The organism is Acidiluteibacter ferrifornacis (assembly GCF_009909615.1).
Taxonomy (GTDB): Bacteria; Bacteroidota; Bacteroidia; order Flavobacteriales_E; family Vicingaceae; genus Acidiluteibacter; species Acidiluteibacter ferrifornacis.
This window is the reverse complement of sequence record NZ_WWNE01000012.1, coordinates 63,613-81,791: the sequence shown is the minus strand read 5'-3', so window position 1 is coordinate 81,791 and position 18,179 is coordinate 63,613. Positions and strand designations below refer to the sequence as shown.

At 35.6% G+C, this 18,179-nt stretch carries 19 protein-coding genes; 16 read left to right on the top strand and 3 right to left on the bottom strand.

Annotation, left to right across the window (positions count from 1 at the left end; genetic code table 11):
• Window positions 1-32: 32 nt before the first annotated feature.
• Complete coding sequence (locus tag GQN54_RS12515) at window positions 33-773, bottom strand: LytR/AlgR family response regulator transcription factor (protein WP_160633897.1); 741 nt, start codon at window positions 771-773, stop codon at window positions 33-35.
• 246 nt (window positions 774-1,019) lie between these two features.
• Here GQN54_RS12515 and GQN54_RS12510 point away from each other — a divergent pair, with 246 nt between their 5' ends.
• From GQN54_RS12510 to GQN54_RS12485, 6 genes are all read left to right on the top strand, one after another.
• A complete protein-coding gene (locus GQN54_RS12510; RefSeq protein ID WP_160633896.1) occupies window positions 1,020-2,348 on the top strand; it encodes a DUF6056 family protein in 1,329 nt (442 codons plus the stop codon).
• A 4-nt stretch (window positions 2,349-2,352) separates the two neighbouring features.
• Window positions 2,353-2,697, top strand: coding sequence for a DUF1801 domain-containing protein (locus tag GQN54_RS12505; protein ID WP_160633895.1), 345 nt, complete (start codon window positions 2,353-2,355; stop codon window positions 2,695-2,697).
• Window positions 2,698-2,856: 159 nt separating this feature from the next.
• On the top strand, window positions 2,857-3,417 hold the full coding sequence (locus GQN54_RS12500) for a Crp/Fnr family transcriptional regulator (protein WP_235933083.1): 561 nt from the start codon (window positions 2,857-2,859) through the stop codon (window positions 3,415-3,417).
• A gap of 26 nt (window positions 3,418-3,443) precedes the next feature.
• Entirely contained in the window at window positions 3,444-3,998 is a 555-nt protein-coding gene (locus GQN54_RS12495; protein ID WP_160633894.1) for a DinB family protein, read from the top strand.
• Window positions 3,985-4,545 carry a pentapeptide repeat-containing protein gene (locus tag GQN54_RS12490; protein WP_160633893.1) on the top strand — a complete coding sequence of 187 codons (561 nt, stop codon included), beginning with the start codon at window positions 3,985-3,987 and terminating at the stop codon, window positions 4,543-4,545. The genes GQN54_RS12495 and GQN54_RS12490 overlap by 14 nt, the downstream gene beginning before the upstream one ends.
• 217 nt (window positions 4,546-4,762) lie before the next feature.
• Window positions 4,763-5,395 carry a hypothetical protein gene (locus GQN54_RS12485; RefSeq protein WP_160633892.1) on the top strand — a complete coding sequence of 211 codons (633 nt, stop codon included), beginning with the start codon at window positions 4,763-4,765 and terminating at the stop codon, window positions 5,393-5,395.
• Between the two features lie 37 nt (window positions 5,396-5,432).
• Here GQN54_RS12485 and GQN54_RS12480 read toward each other — a convergent pair whose 3' ends face one another.
• Window positions 5,433-6,962: a SulP family inorganic anion transporter gene (locus GQN54_RS12480; protein WP_160633891.1), complete on the bottom strand. Its 1,530-nt coding sequence runs from the start codon at window positions 6,960-6,962 to the stop codon at window positions 5,433-5,435.
• A 325-nt stretch (window positions 6,963-7,287) separates the two neighbouring features.
• On the opposite strand from GQN54_RS12480, the gene GQN54_RS12475 reads away from it, so the two are divergent.
• The 9 genes from GQN54_RS12475 (at window position 7,288) to GQN54_RS12435 (ending at window position 16,532) form a co-directional block, all read left to right on the top strand.
• Complete coding sequence (locus tag GQN54_RS12475; RefSeq protein ID WP_160633890.1) at window positions 7,288-7,710, top strand: VOC family protein; 423 nt, start codon at window positions 7,288-7,290, stop codon at window positions 7,708-7,710.
• Between the two features lie 90 nt (window positions 7,711-7,800).
• Window positions 7,801-8,910 (top strand): sensor histidine kinase, encoded by a 1,110-nt coding sequence (locus GQN54_RS12470; protein WP_160633889.1) that lies wholly within the window; start codon window positions 7,801-7,803, stop codon window positions 8,908-8,910.
• Window positions 8,900-10,228 (top strand): sigma-54-dependent transcriptional regulator, encoded by a 1,329-nt coding sequence (locus tag GQN54_RS12465; protein WP_160633888.1) that lies wholly within the window; start codon window positions 8,900-8,902, stop codon window positions 10,226-10,228. The genes GQN54_RS12470 and GQN54_RS12465 overlap by 11 nt, the downstream gene beginning before the upstream one ends.
• A gap of 464 nt (window positions 10,229-10,692) precedes the next feature.
• Entirely contained in the window at window positions 10,693-11,976 is a 1,284-nt protein-coding gene (locus GQN54_RS12460) for a Glu/Leu/Phe/Val family dehydrogenase (protein WP_160633887.1), read from the top strand.
• Between the two features lie 10 nt (window positions 11,977-11,986).
• Window positions 11,987-13,105 (top strand): NAD(P) transhydrogenase subunit alpha, encoded by a 1,119-nt coding sequence (locus tag GQN54_RS12455; RefSeq protein ID WP_160633886.1) that lies wholly within the window; start codon window positions 11,987-11,989, stop codon window positions 13,103-13,105.
• A gap of 9 nt (window positions 13,106-13,114) precedes the next feature.
• The gene (locus tag GQN54_RS12450; protein WP_160633885.1) at window positions 13,115-13,420 is read left to right on the top strand and encodes an NAD(P) transhydrogenase subunit alpha; all 306 of its coding nucleotides are present in this window, start codon (window positions 13,115-13,117) and stop codon (window positions 13,418-13,420) included.
• Between the two features lie 2 nt (window positions 13,421-13,422).
• Window positions 13,423-14,814, top strand: coding sequence for an NAD(P)(+) transhydrogenase (Re/Si-specific) subunit beta (locus tag GQN54_RS12445; protein ID WP_160633884.1), 1,392 nt, complete (start codon window positions 13,423-13,425; stop codon window positions 14,812-14,814).
• A 2-nt stretch (window positions 14,815-14,816) separates the two neighbouring features.
• On the top strand, window positions 14,817-15,224 hold the full coding sequence (locus GQN54_RS12440) for a GreA/GreB family elongation factor (protein ID WP_160633883.1): 408 nt from the start codon (window positions 14,817-14,819) through the stop codon (window positions 15,222-15,224).
• Window positions 15,225-15,461: 237 nt separating this feature from the next.
• On the top strand, window positions 15,462-16,532 hold the full coding sequence (locus GQN54_RS12435) for a hypothetical protein (protein ID WP_160633882.1): 1,071 nt from the start codon (window positions 15,462-15,464) through the stop codon (window positions 16,530-16,532).
• A gap of 101 nt (window positions 16,533-16,633) precedes the next feature.
• On the opposite strand, the gene GQN54_RS12430 is transcribed toward GQN54_RS12435, so the two are convergent.
• Window positions 16,634-17,446, bottom strand: a complete 813-nt coding sequence (locus GQN54_RS12430; protein WP_160633881.1) for a hypothetical protein — start codon at window positions 17,444-17,446, stop codon at window positions 16,634-16,636.
• Window positions 17,447-17,580: 134 nt separating this feature from the next.
• Between GQN54_RS12430 and GQN54_RS12425 the strand changes: the two genes are divergently transcribed.
• The gene (locus tag GQN54_RS12425; RefSeq protein WP_160633880.1) at window positions 17,581-18,087 is read left to right on the top strand and encodes a hypothetical protein; all 507 of its coding nucleotides are present in this window, start codon (window positions 17,581-17,583) and stop codon (window positions 18,085-18,087) included.
• Window positions 18,088-18,179: the final 92 nt, after the last annotated feature.

Sequence of the window (18,179 nt, the reverse complement as noted above, 5' to 3'; positions counted from 1 at the left end):
CTAAATCAAAAGCAAGGCTAAATCCCAAACGATCACTTCAATAGATCGAGCAACTCTCCTTTTTTGTTTCTAGAAACAGGCACAATAGATTGATCAGACATTACCAATTGACCATTGTCTCCTCTCAAATATTTATTGGCATGATTCAAATTCACTAAATGTGAATAATGAACCCGTACAAATGTATTGCCTTCCAATATTTCTTCGAAATGTTTAAGTTTCTTGGTTACTAAGATGGGTTTGCAATTATTGATAAAAACCTTAGAATAACTACCATCTGCTTGAATATGGACAATATCATCTAGGTTAACTAATTCTAATCCATAGTTTACCGGTAATGCAATCTTTCTGAATTGATTACCGTCAAACATATCCTTTAAACATTTTTCCTTCACTTTTTCAGTTTCTTCCGTTTGCTTGATAACTTTACAAACTGCATCCACTAATTCTACAGGGTCAATAGGTTTCAGTAAATAGTCTGTAGCAGAATATTTAAAGGCTTTTAAAGCATAATGATCACTTTTGGTGGTGAAGATAATCTTAAAATCGCGGCACTCTTTACAGACCTCACTATTCAACAATTGAAAACAATCACCATCTGGAAATTTGACATCTAAAAACGCTAAATCAATATTCTTACAAACTAATTCTTTTGCCTCTTTGAGGTTGGTAGCAACTCCGACAATTTTAATGTCAGGGCAATATTCAGAAATGATGGATTTTAAATAGTAAGATGATTCTTCATCTTGGTCGATAATTATTGCACTTAACATGACTTTTTTTTATCTACAGATGAACTGAAAGTGTAAAACATAGTTGGGATTTAGTTTTCTCAAATTTATCATAATATTTTTAAAAAAGCTGGTAGAAAAAAGACTTATCTGTCTTCTATCTGTCATAAATATTATAGTATTCTCATCAATCGGGGATTGAAATTGAAAATTTTTAATCGTAAAATTTATAACCTAAAAAATGAGATATTTACTTTTAAACTATTAATTCATTTTAAGTCAATTCAATTGAAGAATTTTTCTCTTTCCAACTTTTTTTCTCTTTTGATGGCCATTTCAGGTCTATTTCTATTTTTTTGGCTCTTAGGCAATCAAATACTGACGAGTGATGATCTTTATTTTGCATCTAAAATTCGGTCGTATGGACCGTGGGAAGCCATGCAATTGGAAAGAGAGCTTTGGAATAGTAGATGGACTAGCCTATTCTTAAACCTCTCCATTCTTAAAATCTATCATACAATCTCTCCTTTAGTACTTTTCTTTTATGGACTTTTTAATGGAATATTATTACTGCAATTAGTCTACTTGGTTTTAAATCGATTTCAAATCCATTCCAAAATCCTTGTTGCACTTCTATGCACCTTCTTTTTTGTAGGAACCTTCAATGTAGGAGAAGTTTGGTTTTGGTTGGCAAGTTCTACTACCTATTTGACCGCCACTCTTCTGATTGGTATTATTTTTTTACGCTTGCAGCAACCTCACCTACCTAATTGGTTAGGAGTTTTGTTCATAGTTCCTAGTATTTACATAGGTGGATGCAGTCTGCCTATCGCTGGACTATACATTCTATGCTTAATGTTTTTAATCATCAAAAATTTAAAACGAGAGCAACCCATTCATATCCAATGGATAGTCCTTTATCTTATTGTCAGTTTGCTGGCTTTATTGTACTTATTAAACGGCACTGGGAGTTCCATCCGCATGACTCATTTTGATACTATTTCACTCTTTGATGCATTTGTTCTTAATTTCAAGCTAACATCACTTGCGATTTACACTTACCTTCTCCCTAAGCTGCCCATTCTGTTACTCCTATCACTGCCTTTATGGTGGATTCCTATCCCTCATTCCGCCATCAATTCTAGAAAATTAACCGCTGAAATCATCGTAATCGTATTCAAATTTTCTATCGCCTTTTTTTGCTATCAATTTTTACTCACCTATATCACTCAAGACATTGGGGCAGCACGAGCACTTTACCCCATCAATCTTATTTTCTTGTGGTGCTTCTTAGGTGTTATCTATTTGGCAAACAGATACCTGCAATCGAAACAGATTCCAAATATTATAAAAGTTTTTGCGTCATTGATTGCAATGTCAACTATCTTAGTTATTACCTTTCAGCAACTCAATTTTGTAAATCCATATATAAAAGCTGTTGAAAACAGAAACCAATTATTTAATACTAATAAAAATCAATTTTATCGTTTAGAAGCACTACCTCCTTCTGGATATTTATATTCTTCAGAAATATCAGTTGATAGCAATCATTATAATAACCAGCACCTCAAATCTTATTTCAATTTAAAATACTCGCCCATCCTACAATCCGAATAGTAAAATGAGAGAACTAGACTATTTTTACGACCAACAAGAAGAACCGCTAAAAAGTTGTTTCCTTGCTTTGAGAACCATTATCAGTGACGCTCACCCAGCCTTAACGGAAGAGTGGAAATACAAGTTGCCTTTCTTTTATTTGAACAAAAAAATGTTCTGCTATTTATGGAAAGACAAAGTAACTCAAGATGCCTATGTAAGCTTTGCAGATGGGTTTAGAATGAATCATCCTGCATTAGAAAGTGGAGATAGAAAACGATTTAAAATTTATAGAATCAATCCTAATAAAGACATTAATATTATTGAACTTAATGAAATTTTAGCGCAAGCATTTAAGCTGTACACATGAATAATTTTATTCTGCAAGCATAATAATTGAGCAATTATTCTATTCCTTTAGTTATTATTGTGATTATAAAAAAATAAGCACTAACTAGCTTTAACTAACTACAAAGGCGTGAAGACAATCTTTCACGCCTTTTTTTATATACTTGTAAAAAAATTGACTTTGAATGCAGTCGAGCAAATGTGCGTTATATTCGACGATACTCAATCTTGGGAATCGGAATTTACCATCAAGCGGAATCAATACCTAAAGCGAATTGGGGAGAAAGAGACACACGTTTATTTTATTCGCTCAGGAGCAATTAGGGTGGTTTATTTAGATGAAAACACCGAACATAGTATTCGATTTGGCTACCGAAATAATTTCATCACTTTGCTCGATTCATTGATTAGTGGGACCCCTTCTCTACTTTCACTACAAGCCATTAAAAAATCTACTATTCGAACGGTTGCCTTAAAAACCATAGATCAACTTATTTTGACTAATACTGAATTCAAGGCGCTATGGTATGCTACTTTAGGAGGACTAATTCATCAACAAATGGAAAGAGAGATAGACCTTTTAACAGCATCTCCTTTGGTCAGATACCAACGGGTGCTTGCTAGAAGTCCCCAACTGTTTCAAGAAATTCCTCATAAATTTATTGCCTCATACTTGCGTATGACACCAGAAACTTTGTCCAGAATCAAAAAGCTTGATTTGAATCAAGATTTATCCAATTAAAAGGACACAATTTTGTCAAAAAAAACATGGGTTTATCACAAATAGAATTAATTCAAGATTTAGAAAATAGAGTAAAGGAATCTATTGAAGAAGTTAGCAAATGGCAACTAAAGGAACAAAACCTTCTCAACCACAAACCTACTCCACAAAGTTGGAGTGCCTTGGAGTGCTTAGAGCACCTCAATAGGTATGGAGATTTCTATATTCCTGAAATTAGAAAAAGGCTTAATTCGGCTACTAAAGAACAAGCACGTACTTTTAAAAGCACATGGCTAGGCAATTACTTTGCTTTAAGCTTATTGCCAAAAGAAAAGCTTAATAAAATGAAGACGTTTAAATCGATGAACCCTGCTGGAAGTCAGTTGAACTCTTCAGTGATTACCATTTTCTTAAAGCAGCAAAACGAACTTTTAGAGCTATTAGAATTAGCGAAAACTGTAACTTTGAATAAAGTTAGAACAAACATCAGTATCTCAAAATGGATCAAGTTGAAATGCGGAGATACTTTTAGGGTAGTCATATACCACAATCAACGACACATTGTGCAAGCTAAAATAGCAATAGAAAATGGCAGCAGATAGTTTTTATGAACAATTATTTAAAAATGAAACACAATTAGAAAAAGGAGAGTATGACAATTGCACCTTTGAAAACTGCTCCCTTTCTCATTTTGATTTATCAGATTTTGTGTTCATAGAATGTACATTCATTAATTGCGATTTAAGCCTCTCAAATCTTTCCAACACTGCTTTAAAAACGGTTTCTTTTGAAAAATGTAAACTCTTAGGATTACATTTTGAAGATTGCAATAAATTCTTGTTGGCCATGTCTTTTAGCGATTGTATTCTCAGCCTGAGTTCATTTTATCAGTTGGTGCTGAAAAAAACTCGCTTTAGTAATTGTAATCTACATGAAGTAGACTTTACAGAAGCTAATTTATCGGCTACTCACTTTAGTCAATGCGATTTTCTATCTGCGATTTTCGAGAGAACCAATTTAGAAAAAGCTGATTTCAGCACTTCGTATAATTATGCCATTCGGCCTGATAATAACAGGATTAAAGGAGCAACGTTTTCCCGAGATGGACTAGAAGGACTGCTTTATCATCATCAGATTAAGGTCTTGTAGTGGAGATAACTAAAACTATAATATAGAGCGCACTTTGAATTCACTCAGTGAAATCTAGAACCTTAATAAGGACTTTAATAATCTAAGCAAAAGCTATTTACGAAAAACTCAGTCCATCAGATAAATGAGAACGATTTAAAACCCATCGATTTTCCGTCTGCAATACAATTTGTCTAATAAAAACCGTTATCATAACTGTAAATTAAAACAGTAAACTATGAAAACTACAATTAAAAGACTCTCTATTCTTTTCCTTTTAATCGTTGTTTCTTACGGTATTTTTGGATTTCTAATCCAAGATGAAGCGCCTTCCGTTTCAAAAAGTCTAAAAGATAGCAATACTTCCATAGCATTAGCAGATATCGAAAAAGAATACGACGAACCCGGTTCGTTTAAATCTGTCGTTATACTTACAGCAAATTCTATAGATTCGGCCGAATCTTTCGTTGGGCAAACAATTAAAATAGAAGGAAATCCCAACTATGATGAAATTCAAATAGGGATTCAAGATCAAAAAAAGCTGACGGCAAAACTCCTAAACAATCAAACACTTATCCGAGAGACGACTCAAATCCTACTTTCAGCAATACCACTAAGTACTCCATTAAACTTTTCAGTTGCATATATCGCTGAGAAAGGAAGTCAGAATAAAAGCAACGAAAACACCCTTCAAATTAGGCTTTATGAAGGCGGTGGATTTTTCGGCGATATCGGCACTTTAAATGTGGACTTAAAATATTACGCCCCTTTGAACGCTAACATTCAGATCACCGCATTGAATGATGCTGTTCATTCCTCGTTTCAGTTCTCTGAATTAAAAGTTTGGAAAGACTACGAATCCTTTGATTAAGTGCAAGGAACCTAATCACAAAATTACAAGCAAGTAATTAAACTTTATCCACTGCTAATTTATAGGTTGGGTCTTCCAAAACATTGACATCAATGATTTCATCCGCATTTTCCAATAAAAGTCTGCAGTCGGGGCTTAAGTGTTTTAAATGCACCTTCTTCCCTACTTTGTGGTAACGCTCAGTTATCTTGTTCAATGCTTCAATCGCAGACATGTCCACAATTCTACTTTCAGCAAAATCAATGATTACCTCTTCCGGGTCGTTGTGAATGTCAAACTTTTCTCCGAAAGCAGCTGTAGATCCAAAAAACAAAGGACCATATATTTCGTAGTGCTTAACACCATTTTCGTCAATGTGCTTTCTCGCTCTAATTCTTTTGGCATTGTCCCATGCAAAAACCAATGCAGCTATAATTACACCAATTAAAACAGCTAAAGCTAAATTGTGCAATACTGCGGTTACTAAAGTCACTAAAACCATCACAAAAATATCTGACTTAGGCATTCGTTTAAAAGTCTTTAAACTTGCCCACTCAAAAGTTCCAATTGATACCATAATCATCAAACCAGTTAAAGCAGCCATCGGAAGCTTTTCGATTAATCCTGCCCCAAACATGATAAATACCAACAACATCACCGCGGCTACAATTCCAGAAAGTCGCGCTCTTGCACCTGATGAAATATTTATCAAACTCTGACCAATCATCGCACATCCTCCCATACCTGAAAATACACCTGAAAGTACATTTGCTATTCCTTGAGCTACTGCCTCTTTATTGCCTCTACCTCTGGTTTCTGTAATTTCATCAATAATGTTTAATGTCAACAAACTTTCTATTAACCCAACACCGGCCATAATAGAAGCGAAAGGAAAAATGATATACAGAGTCTCTAGCGTAAATGGAACTTCAGGTAGGTGAAAGGGTGGAAATCCGCCTGATATAGAAGCCATATCACCAACGGTTTTGGTATCAATTCCAAAAGCCACAACAATTCCGAAAATACTTAAAATAGCAACCAAAGAAGCTGGTATCACTTTCGTTAACTTCGGCAATCCCCAAATAATCAACATGGTTACAAGTACCAAACCCAACATTATAAACAATGGAGTTCCAGTCAACCAAGCTCCTGAACCATCTTTAAACTGATCCAATTGTGACATGAAGATAATGATGGCCAAACCATTAACGAAGCCAAAAATAACTGGATGTGGCACTAAACGCATCAACTTACCTAACTTTAAAAATCCAGCAGACATTTGAAGCAAACCAGCCAATACCACTGTTGCAAAAATATATTCTATTCCGTGCGATTTAGCCAGCACCACTAAAACAACAGCCACCGCACCTGTTGCTCCCGAAATCATTCCTGGACGTCCACCCAAAATCGAAGTAACTAATCCCATCATAAAAGCGGCATACAAACCTGTTAACGGAGGCAGTCCTGCAATCAACGCAAATGCTACAGCTTCAGGAATTAATGCCATAGCTACAGTCAGTCCAGAAAGTACCTCGGTTTTATAATTGACTTTCATAGATAGATCGAAAAGGTTGAAATATTTTTTCATTTTAGGCTTGAAAAGAAGTGATTTTTATTTTGAGGGTGCAAAAGTAAGGATTTACTAGAGAAATGAAGAAGTCAAACAATGAATGGTTGAATCAATGAATACTTGGATGACTTCAACGATAATTTTCTTTGAAAAAACTCAGTGTACCTTCCGGTTAAATACTTAACCCAATTGCATTTGAATTCCTTTATCTATCATAATTCCTTGTGAACTTTATACTGCCATTGTTAACTCAATGGTTAAAAAAGTCAATTATTGATTTATTCAGTCTTGGAATAACTGCAAAACAACATATTCCCTATATTTGATGCTAAACTTGGAACAAATGAGCAAAAAAGGAAGAGTAACAGGAATTGGCGGTATTTTTTTCAAAACCAACGATCCGGATCAAACAAAAGAGTGGTATAAAACCAATTTAGGGTTGAATACCGACGCTTATGGAACTACCTTCGAATGGAGAGATGCTAACGATGCTGATAAAAAAGGACATACACAATGGAGCCCTTTTAAATCGGACACCAAGTATTTTAATCCTTCACCAAAAGAATTCATGATTAACTATCGTGTGGAAAACATCGAAGCATTAATTGAGCAACTCAAGGCTAATGGTGTGACCATTCTAGACGAACTAGAGACTTTTGATTATGGAAAATTTATTCACATTTTAGATGCTGATAATAACAAAGTAGAATTGTGGGAACCCAATGATCCTAAGTATGATGAGATCGTAGAAGGACGTACTTCTTAATTTAACATTCCATTGGTGATAACATTTGTATTTCTTTCACTTTCTAAATTAAAAGGAAGTCATACATTTGGGTAAAATCTCCCCGATTTAATGACTACTAATCAATTAAAAAAATATAGCCTCTCTCGTTCTCTGAATGAGCGAATTAAAGAGTTAAGTTGTCTCTACGAGATCTCAAAAATAGCTCAAAAGGCGGTGGTAGATTTACCCTCTACAATCGAGGAAATTACAAGTGTAATTCCTAAAGGTTGGCAATTTCCTGAAAAAATGGCTGCCAATATTGTTCTGGATGGTGAAGTATTTGGCACACCTACCAAATCTCAACACTTTCAATTTACTGATTTAGTCATCAATGGGGTAAACCGAGGAAAACTGATTGTTTACTACCACAGTGATCCTCCAAAAGATCAAATCCTTTTCTTAAAAGAAGAAGAAGCCTTGATTTATCAAATTGGTTTAGAACTTATTGCCATTTTTGAATTGCATGAAAAAAGGGAGAATGAAAAAAGAATTCAGCAGCGATTGCGTCACAACGACCGCTTAAACTTATTGGGAGAAATAACAGCAGGTATCGCCCATGAACTCAATACTCCTCTAGGTAATATTCTAGGTTTTTCAGAATTGATGCTAAGAGAAGAGAAAGACCCTAAAAAAGTAGCTGACTTAAAGAAAATTATCAACTCATCCCTTCACGCTAGAAGTATTGTAAAAAAACTGATGTTTTTCTCATGTGAGATGCCTACTCAGTTCAAGCATTATTATATCAACCAATTGATTTCTGAGAATTTAGGCTTATTGCAGATTCAATTGAATGAAAAAGAAATTGAAGTTGTATTAGATTTATCTGAGGATGATTTACCTATTCGCGTAGATGCCATTCAATTTTCACAAATTTTATTCAACCTTGTTTTGAATGCTATTAGTGCGATGGATAATAAAGGAAAACTTACAATAAAGACCCATGAAGAAGAAGGAGAAGTTGTTTTAAATATTACCGATAACGGAAAGGGAATTTCTAAAGAATCCATGTCTAAATTGTTTCAACCTTTCTTTACCACCAAACCAGTAGGAGAAGGCACCGGATTAGGCCTAGCAGTAGTTTATGGAATCATCCAAAGTCACGGTGGAAAGATTTCCGTTGATTCAGAGCTCAATAAAGGCACAACATTTACCATTAAACTGAAGAAAGATGTCCAATAAATCAATTTCAGTTTTAGTAGTAGATGATTCTCACGACATGTTAGAAGTCATTCGAAGAAACCTCAACGAAATGGGTCTTAATCCTTTCACTTCAGACAATGTGGTGGAAGGCATTGAAATATTGGAGACGACCGAAATTGATTTAGTTATTACTGATTTAAATATGCCTGAAGTAGGCGGCACCCAACTTGTCAAATACATTTCTCATCATTTTGCCGAAACGCCAGTACTAGTTATTACTGGATATCCAGATGTGCAAGGAGCGGTAGACGTAATGAAAATGGGAGCAGTAGAATACTTGATCAAGCCGTTTACCAATGAAGAATTGACTACGGCTATAAAACACATTATATCAGAAAAGATAAATTCCACTTTAAAGGAAGAACAGCCGAGCGAAAAGTTGGATTCTTTTTTTGGCATTATAGGAGTATCAGAGCCAATGCAGCTCTTATACAAGACTATAGAGCGAACTAAAAATAATAAAGCAACTGTGCTAATTTCTGGGGAAAGTGGAACAGGTAAAGAGATGGTGGCACGTGCCATTCATTACAATAGTGCCTACTCCTCTGCTCCATTTGTTGCGGTTAATTGTGGAGCCATACCAGACCAACTGCTAGAAAGTGAGCTATTTGGACATTTGAAAGGAGCTTTTACAGGTGCGGTGACTACAAGGGCAGGATTTTTTCAAGCAGCTGATAAAGGCACCATCTTTTTAGATGAAATCAGTAATTCTTCGCCTTCTGTTCAAGCCAAATTATTGCGCGTCATTCAGGAGAAAGAGATAACCATGCTGGGAGGTACGAAATCGCAAAAAGTAGATGTACGAATTATCTCTGCCTCAAATGCGGATTTGAAAGAGCAAATAGCGAAATCCGCTTTTCGAGAAGATTTATTCTACCGGTTGAATGTGGTGACCATACATATTCCACCATTGAGAGAAAGAAAAGAGGATATTCCGATATTAATCAATCATTTTAATCAAATATATAGCAAAGAAAATAAAAAGAAACCCCTGAAATTTCCATCAGGAATTAAGACTATTTTGAAGGAATATTCTTGGCCTGGAAATGTTAGAGAGTTGGAAAACTTCATACATCGTTTAGTCATTATGGTTGATGGAAGTATATCCATTCATGACCTACCTGATTATATGAAAATGAGTTCGCCATTATCTTCGAGTTCTGCGACACCAATAACGTTAGCTGAGATGGAAAAAAAATACATTTTAAAAGTTTTAGCTGAAGTAAATAATAATAAAACCAAAGCAGCGGAAGTTCTGGCTATTGACCGAAAAACATTAAGAGAAAAAATAAAATAACCCTGGTACATTTTGTACCAAGCGGAGAGAATTTCCCCGCTTTAAACATCAATTAAAACAATAGAAATTTAAACCATAAAAAAATGATAAGAGCTAAAACATTAACATAAAGAAACATAAACACAATTAGCCCATTCTAAAAAAGATTTGGCATACACTTCGTAAAGAGCAGTTGAAATTGCATAAAAAAATGGAAGTGAATACTCATAAAAGAATTTGCACTAATTGTGAAACGAATAATCAGTGTGCTATGCAAACTGATTTTTCAACTGTCATTTTTTGCGAAGAGCATGTAGTAAAAAATGAGCTAAAAGAGTTTCATTCACTTCAAACAAAATATATCGCTGAAGGAAAGTTCTATTTTGGTTTATGTTCTACTTGTGACTTTGTAAATGACTGTAATTTAAAATCGCAAGATTCAATTATTTTAAACTGTGAACATTATCAATAATTTAATTAATTAGATGGAAGTTAAAGCACAAGAAAAGAAGAAAACTGGAATGTATGAAAACGTGATGAATCAGTTCAATCATGCAGCCGATTTAATGAATTTAGACAAAGGAATTCGCAAAATTTTATCCTCAACAAATAGTGAGATTGTTGTTCATTTTCCTGTAAAAATGGACGATGGATCCATTGAAACTTTTACTGGATATAGAGTACAGCATAACAATGCACTTGGACCATACAAAGGTGGTTTAAGATACCACCCAACTGTAGACATTGATGCAGCTAGAGCATTAGCTATCTGGATGACGTGGAAAACTGCTTTAGCAGGATTGCCTTTTGGTGGTGCTAAAGGAGGAATTGAAATAGATCCAAAGAAATACTCTATGAATGAATTAGAGCGAATTTCTAGACGATTTACTTTTGCCTTGGGCGATAATATCGGACCGGATCTAGATATTCCGGCTCCAGACGTAAACACCAATGCTCAGATTATGGCATGGATTTCCGATACGTTTGCTTCACAAAAATCTCCTTCTAACCGATTCAACAACCTACACGTTGTTACTGGTAAGCCAATGGGCTCAGGAGGTCTTGAAGGAAGAGATCGCGCGACAGGTTTCGGAGTTGTTGCTACCATTAAATCATGGGCAAAAGTGAGAGGAGTTGACTTAAAGGGAATGAAATACATCGTTCAAGGATACGGAAACGTAGGATATTGGACCGCACACTTTTTAAATCAGTTGGGAGCAATAATGGTTGCAGCACAAGATGCAAGTGCTACTTTGTACAACGAAAAGGGAATTGACGTAGAGGCATTATACCAACATAGTTTAGGTTACAAAAACCAAATTGAAGGATTTGATGGTGCAGAAGTTATCGATTCTGAAAAATTCTTTGGATTAGATTGTGACATTATTGTACCAGCAGCTTTAGGTAATCAAATTACAAAAGACAATGCACACGATATTAAAGCTAAGTTAATCGCTGAAGGAGCAAATGGTCCAACAGACACAGACGCTGAAGCTATTTTATTGGAAAGAGGTGTAGATGTCATTCCTGATATTCTTTGTAACTCAGGAGGTGTAATTGGTAGCTACTACGAATGGTTGCAAAATAAGCGTTCTGAAATCTGGAAATTGGATCAAGTATTAGACATGATTCACGACAAGGTTAGTATCGCTTTTGACAAGGTAGTAGAAACTTCAAAAGAGTATGACACACATTGGAGAAATGGCGCTTACTTGGTAGCTCTTAAGCGATTAGAGCAAACTTACAAAGAAAGAGGCGTGTTTCCATAATCGTAATGATATGAAACAATTAGGAGTAATTAATGAGAGTCAAGGTGATAAAATTGTTGCCTTGACTCCCAAAAGCGTAGAACAGCTAAAAGAGCATTTTAACATCTGTATCGAAAAAGATGCGGGGTTGTTTGCAGGCTTTACGAATGAAGCATACGAAGATGCAGGAGCGACTATCGTGCCCTCTAAGGTCGATATCATCCAGTACTCAGATATTATCTTAAGTTATGGCAGCGCTTTGGAGAATGAGAAATTGAACAATAATAAAGTCTTTATTGGATATTATAATGTGATCAACGACCATTCCATTATCACTCCTTATATCAACAAAAAAACAGAGGTATACAGTCTAGACTTGATTCCTCGAACGACAATAGCACAATCAATGGATATCATTTCTTCTGTAGCCTCTATTTCCGGCTATCAAGCTGTTTTAATGGCTGCTGAGATGTCTCCATTGGTTGTGCCTATGGTCACTAGTGCAGGTGGCACATTGCGGCCCGCTAAATTCTTAATCCTAGGTGCTGGTGTAGCAGGTTTGCAAGCCATAGCCACTGCCAAAAGATTAGGCGCTCAAGTGAAAGCTTTTGATATTCGAAAAAATACTAAAACAGAAGTAGAAAGTTTAGGCGCCACTTTCATAGAAGTTGAAGGATCGTTAGAAAGTGATAAAGCAGGTGGCTATGCAGTAGAGCAAACCAAAGACTATATGGATTTAGTAGCCGAGAGATTGGCCGAAGAATCAAAAATAGCTGATGTGATTATCACCACCGCAAAAATTCCTGGAAAACCTTCACCGCGGTTAATCCATGAAAAAACAGTTTACACCATGAAACCAGGCTCTATCATCATCGATTTAGCAGCTGAAAATGGAGGAAACTGTGAATTAACCAAAAAGAATGAAACCATTGCCGTAAATGGTGTAACAATAGCAGGCCCGGTATCTTTGATCAGTAAATGCTCAAATGCTTCCTCTACATTAGTTTCAAATAACTTCACCTCCTTTCTGCTACATTATTTAAAGAAAACAGAAGCCAATGAAACTGATGATATACTATTAGCGACAAAGGTCGTTGAAGATGGTAAAGTCATTAATGAACGGATCATTTCGGAGATAAACAACCACTAAAATAAACACATGTTAGATTCATTTTATTTGTCACCCATAGATGGGTGGTATGTCATTGTATTGAGTATTTTAATCGGCTTGGAAGTCATAAAAAATGTACCTTCAGTCCTTCATACCCCCTTAATGTCAGGCGCTAACGCTATAAGCGGTATTATTTTAATTGGAGGAGCAATACAATTATTATCCACTCCTTTAACAGAAGTTTCTACTCTTATTGTTGCTTCTTTAGCGGTACTTATTGGCACTATCAACGTTTCAGGGGGATTCTTTGTCACCAATAGAATGCTATCCATGTTTATTAAAAAGAAAAAATAATTATGGTCGGAATCATCAATCTTGTCTACCTCCTATCTGCAATTGGGTTTATTGGCGGTATTAAACTGATGGCAGCACCATCTTCCGCTCGAAATGGTAACCTTCTATCGGCTGTTGCCATGATCCTTGCTATTGCCGCCACTGCCATCTTAATGGTTGTTCAACACCATCAACTGAACAACGTTTATTTACTAGTAGCCTTATTACTAGTTGGAACGATTATCGGTAAAGGGTTATCTCAGAGCTATGAAATGACGCGTATGCCCGAACTCATTTCATTATTTAATGCATTGGGAGGTTTATGTGCCTTAATCATTGGAATCAATGAATCGTTTATTTCCGACATGGCTATCGAGCAATCCACGATAAAAATCGTGTTATTACTAGGAGTATTCTTAGGTGGAGCCTCCTTTTCAGGAAGTATAATTGCCTTCTATAAACTAGCAGGTAAAATGAAAACCAGTTTCCGATCGAAAGCTTTGACTTTTGGCTGTTGGTTTCTTGTAATTAGTTTGTCCATTTGGCACTTTTTTCAACCTAATGTCGCATTAAGTTTCCAAACTTTATCCCTGATCATTGGTGCTATCAGTTTAGTTTACGGAGTATTATTTGCATTACCGGTCGGTGGAGCGGATATGCCTGTATTGATTTCCGTATTGAATGCCGTAACCGGAATTGCCACTGCTATCTCAGGTATGTTATTTGAAAGCACTATTATGTTATTGGGCGGTATTTTAGTAGGGTCTACAGGAGTATTATTGACTATACAAATGTGTAAAGCCATGAACCGATCTTTAAAAAAGGTACTACTGGGACAAACCGCTGTAGTGACTAAAAAAGGTAACACAGGAGAAGCATTGCAAGAAATACAAACCATATCTACAGCGGAAACAGCTTCTATTCTTGCCTTTTCGAAAAATGTAGCCATTATACCGGGATTTGGAATGGCTGTTTCTCAAGCACAGAAGGAATGCTTTGAATTACAAAAAAGATTGCAAGGACTAGGTGCTCAAGTGAAATACATCATTCATCCCGTTGCAGGTCGAATGCCAGGGCATATGAATGTATTGTTGGCGGAGGCCAATATCGATTACAGTGACATTGTAGAAATGGATGAAGTGAACCACAATATGGGGCAGTTTGACGCTGCAATAATAATCGGAGCTAATGATGTTGTCAACCCAGCAGCAGAAACAGATTCAGAAAGCGTAGTTTATGGTATGCCGATTATAAAAGCCTATCAGGCCAAGCAAGTCATTGTAATGAAAAGAGGAATGTCAGCCGGCTATTCTGGAGCTAGCAACCCCTTGTTTGAAAGAGCCAACTGTAAATTATTATTCGGAGATGCCAAATACAGTTTACATCAAATTATTGAAGAAGTGAAAATGATATAGTTATGGAAGTTACGAAATTGATTGTCACAGAAAAGGACAAAAAGACACTAATTGATTTGATTCGAAATTCAGAAGCAGTAGACCCTATCGCAGCAAAATGTAGAAAAAAATTGTACGAAGAATTAAAGGTGGCAACTGTCATCGCAGAAAACGAATTTCCTCGTAAAGTGGTACGTATAGGAAGTGTTGTAACCATCACCACCCCATTTGGAAGGAAAGCGGGATTAGAAATGGTGCTGCCTCAGCGTGCAGACATTCAAAAAGGGAAACTATCAGTGCTCTCTCCAATGGGAACAGCTTTAATCGGTTATGCTGAAGGCAGTGATGTCAGTTGGCATTTCCCCCAAGGCGATGAAATCATCAATATAGAGAAAGTAGACAATGATATTGAGGTGTTTCCTCATGGATAGAGGTGTCGGCGGACGCTCTGTTTAAACGGGTGAGAGGCTGTCTTCGCGGACAGCCTTTCTTTTTTTTGATTATTAAGTTGTCGTTTTCCACAGCTATCGAAAAAAGGTTAAAAATTGGAATCTTCAATTGCAGTGTATAAAACCACCAGAAAATCAATAAAAAAATACCGATTTATAGGTATTTCATTATGAGGATGAATGGGTTTACTTTGATATCTAAACTAAACCCAAGAAATCATGAAAAATTTATTCTTCTTCGCCCTCCTATTTATTTTAAGTATTACCATTTCCACCGCGCAAAATCAAAAAATAAACTATTCTGAATTTGAAGCCAGAGGAAACAAAGAACTGACACAAGTAAAAGTTCCAATTACTAAAAGTGATTTAAAAGATTCTATCAAACCTATTTTTTACACACTCATCGGGCAAAATGCCAATTCATTAAACTCAGAAATCTCAACTAGCTTTGATAAGGACAAAACAACGGTTAAAGTAGACTTTACCTTCAGTCCTTTTAAAGAAAACAAAAGTGAAAAAACCATCCGAGAAGGTGACAACCAAAAACTAATTCTTAAAGGAAAACTGGAGGTGGGTGAAAGCACCAACATTTTTGATTTTGGGAATAGTGATATGCTCATTGTAAAGTTGGGTCTTGATTTAAATTTTCTATTTAAAAAAGACGACTATTTTACTGTGAATAAATCAGAAAAGGGTATCACTTTTACACGTTTAAACTACTTTACAGCAGGCTTCGATTACAATAATGCGCAATATAAAATTGTGGACGTAAGCAAAGCCTTTAATGATCAAATATTCAAGGAGAATTTTTCTAGCTGGAAAGGAGGCCTTGGCTATAATTTTTACGCCAAATGGAACAAGGAAACCTATAATTTTAAGGGAAGACCCGACTTTTTCTATTTCAACCTTTTTTACACTTATGAAAGGGGGAATAATATCAATAAATTTGAGCAAGTTGATGTTAAAGACTACATTACCATACCTGATAGTTCAACAAATAGAGAAGTATCTAAATCGACTAAGGCTTTTAGAGGGAATTATAAAGAATTCATCCAACATACCGTTTCTTCAGAAATTTTAATCGGAGTAGGCGACATTGTAGTTTTAGATCTTTTTGGTGATGTACAAATTTCTGAATTAAAAGACCCTTTATACAGTTATGGCCTAGGCTTATTCTTTAATGCCAAAAAAGACAATAAGGATAAAGTGAATCTGGGTGTATTTATGAAGTGGATCGGTAACAGTGAGCCCTTTATCGGTTTAAAGACAGAGTTACCCATCAAACTGTAATGGAAAGGCTATATCTAATCCTAAAGCCCTTCTATTTGGGCTTTAGGATTAAAAAACAAAATTCAGGTATACCTAATATCGTTAATTAAAGAATTAATGATCTATTCTTCAAAACTTAAACTACCCGTCCCTATCTTGGTTGTCAAAGCACCAGTAAACTTTAAATCACAAAACTCAAATTTACCTATCCCCTCCCCAGTGGATACAAAATAAAGGAATTCTCCTGCATGAGGAGTCAAATACTCAAAACGATTGTAGTATACCATCTCTGCATTACTAAAATTGCTCCCGATAATAAATTTTCGATTGGTTTTAGGTAACTGCTGCACTGGTATTTTTATAATCAATTCTTGACCGAAATAAAAACTAAATTTTATTCTCATTTTACTGTCATCGACATAATGAAATGAATAGGTTAAATCATCATCAGCACCGTTATTCCAATCTATTTCATCTTCCTTTAAGGTTGACTCACATGGAACTTTTATATTTTTGCATGGCGGACAAACTCCACCACAATCCACATCATATTCTCCTTGGTCAGCATCGAAAACACCATTTAAACAATGGGTGATATCCACATACCCACTAGGTGCAAATATCCACTTAACGCAATTTTCCATTTCATATAAATAAGTTCCTGATTTAGTGATAAATCTGTGAACAGTAGTTTGTCGATTAGTTTCATTCCCAAACATGTCATAGGATATATCCACTTCTCCAAAATCTTTGACAGTACATTCTCCGGGGAAGAGGGTATCCTCCATTTGATCTGAATCCCAACCAAAGACCACCATATCCGTTTCTGTGGTGTTGCAAATAGTCAATTGAGCGTTATCGCACTTTACATCATTATTTTTTCCACAAGCCATAAGCAGCAAAAAGATGGGAAACAGCAGTAAGATCTTTTTCATATCGTAAAGAAAGTAAAAAAATGAGGAATTAATTCTCACAAGTATTCACTTTTCATGTCAATTCCTAATGCTTTAATTTGTTTAAATGAAGGGTTTTACTATTTTTAAAGACTGAATTATTTATATCTAGAAAATTGACTACTAAAGCGAACTCATACTCTACTCAATCGTGGAGCCAGCGTGCCCTAAAAGGCCGTGTAGCTGAAACTCTCATTGAACAGCTTTTCACAAAATTGGGCTATAAGGTATTCCACTACGGAATGGAGAAAACTATTCCAGGAATTATAGAACTTTTACAAGGAGTAAACACCAATGTAGCCAAGCAAATACGAACTATGCCTGACTTTGTTATGCAACACCCCAAAACAGGTGATGTAAATTTGGTAGAAGTAAAATATCGCGCCAATGGCCAGTTTAGCTTTGAGGATATCAAATCAGATTACCCTTATGAAAATGCCTTCTTCATTATCGTATCGCGAAGGCACATCAAATGTTTGACTTATGAAGAGTTAAAAACTGGGCAAAGCATCTCTCCTACTTCTAGAAACTATCTATACAAGAGGTACGAGTTTGAACTCGACAAGGAAGTAATCAAAGAATTCTGTGGCTTTGCCGTTCAGTTTTTTACAGGGGTGGAATAGAAGTGAAATATACTAAAAGACTGAATTAGATATAGATTAAGCTATATATCAAAGAATATACAAATTCCCAAGTATCAGAGTTTTCTCAGTTT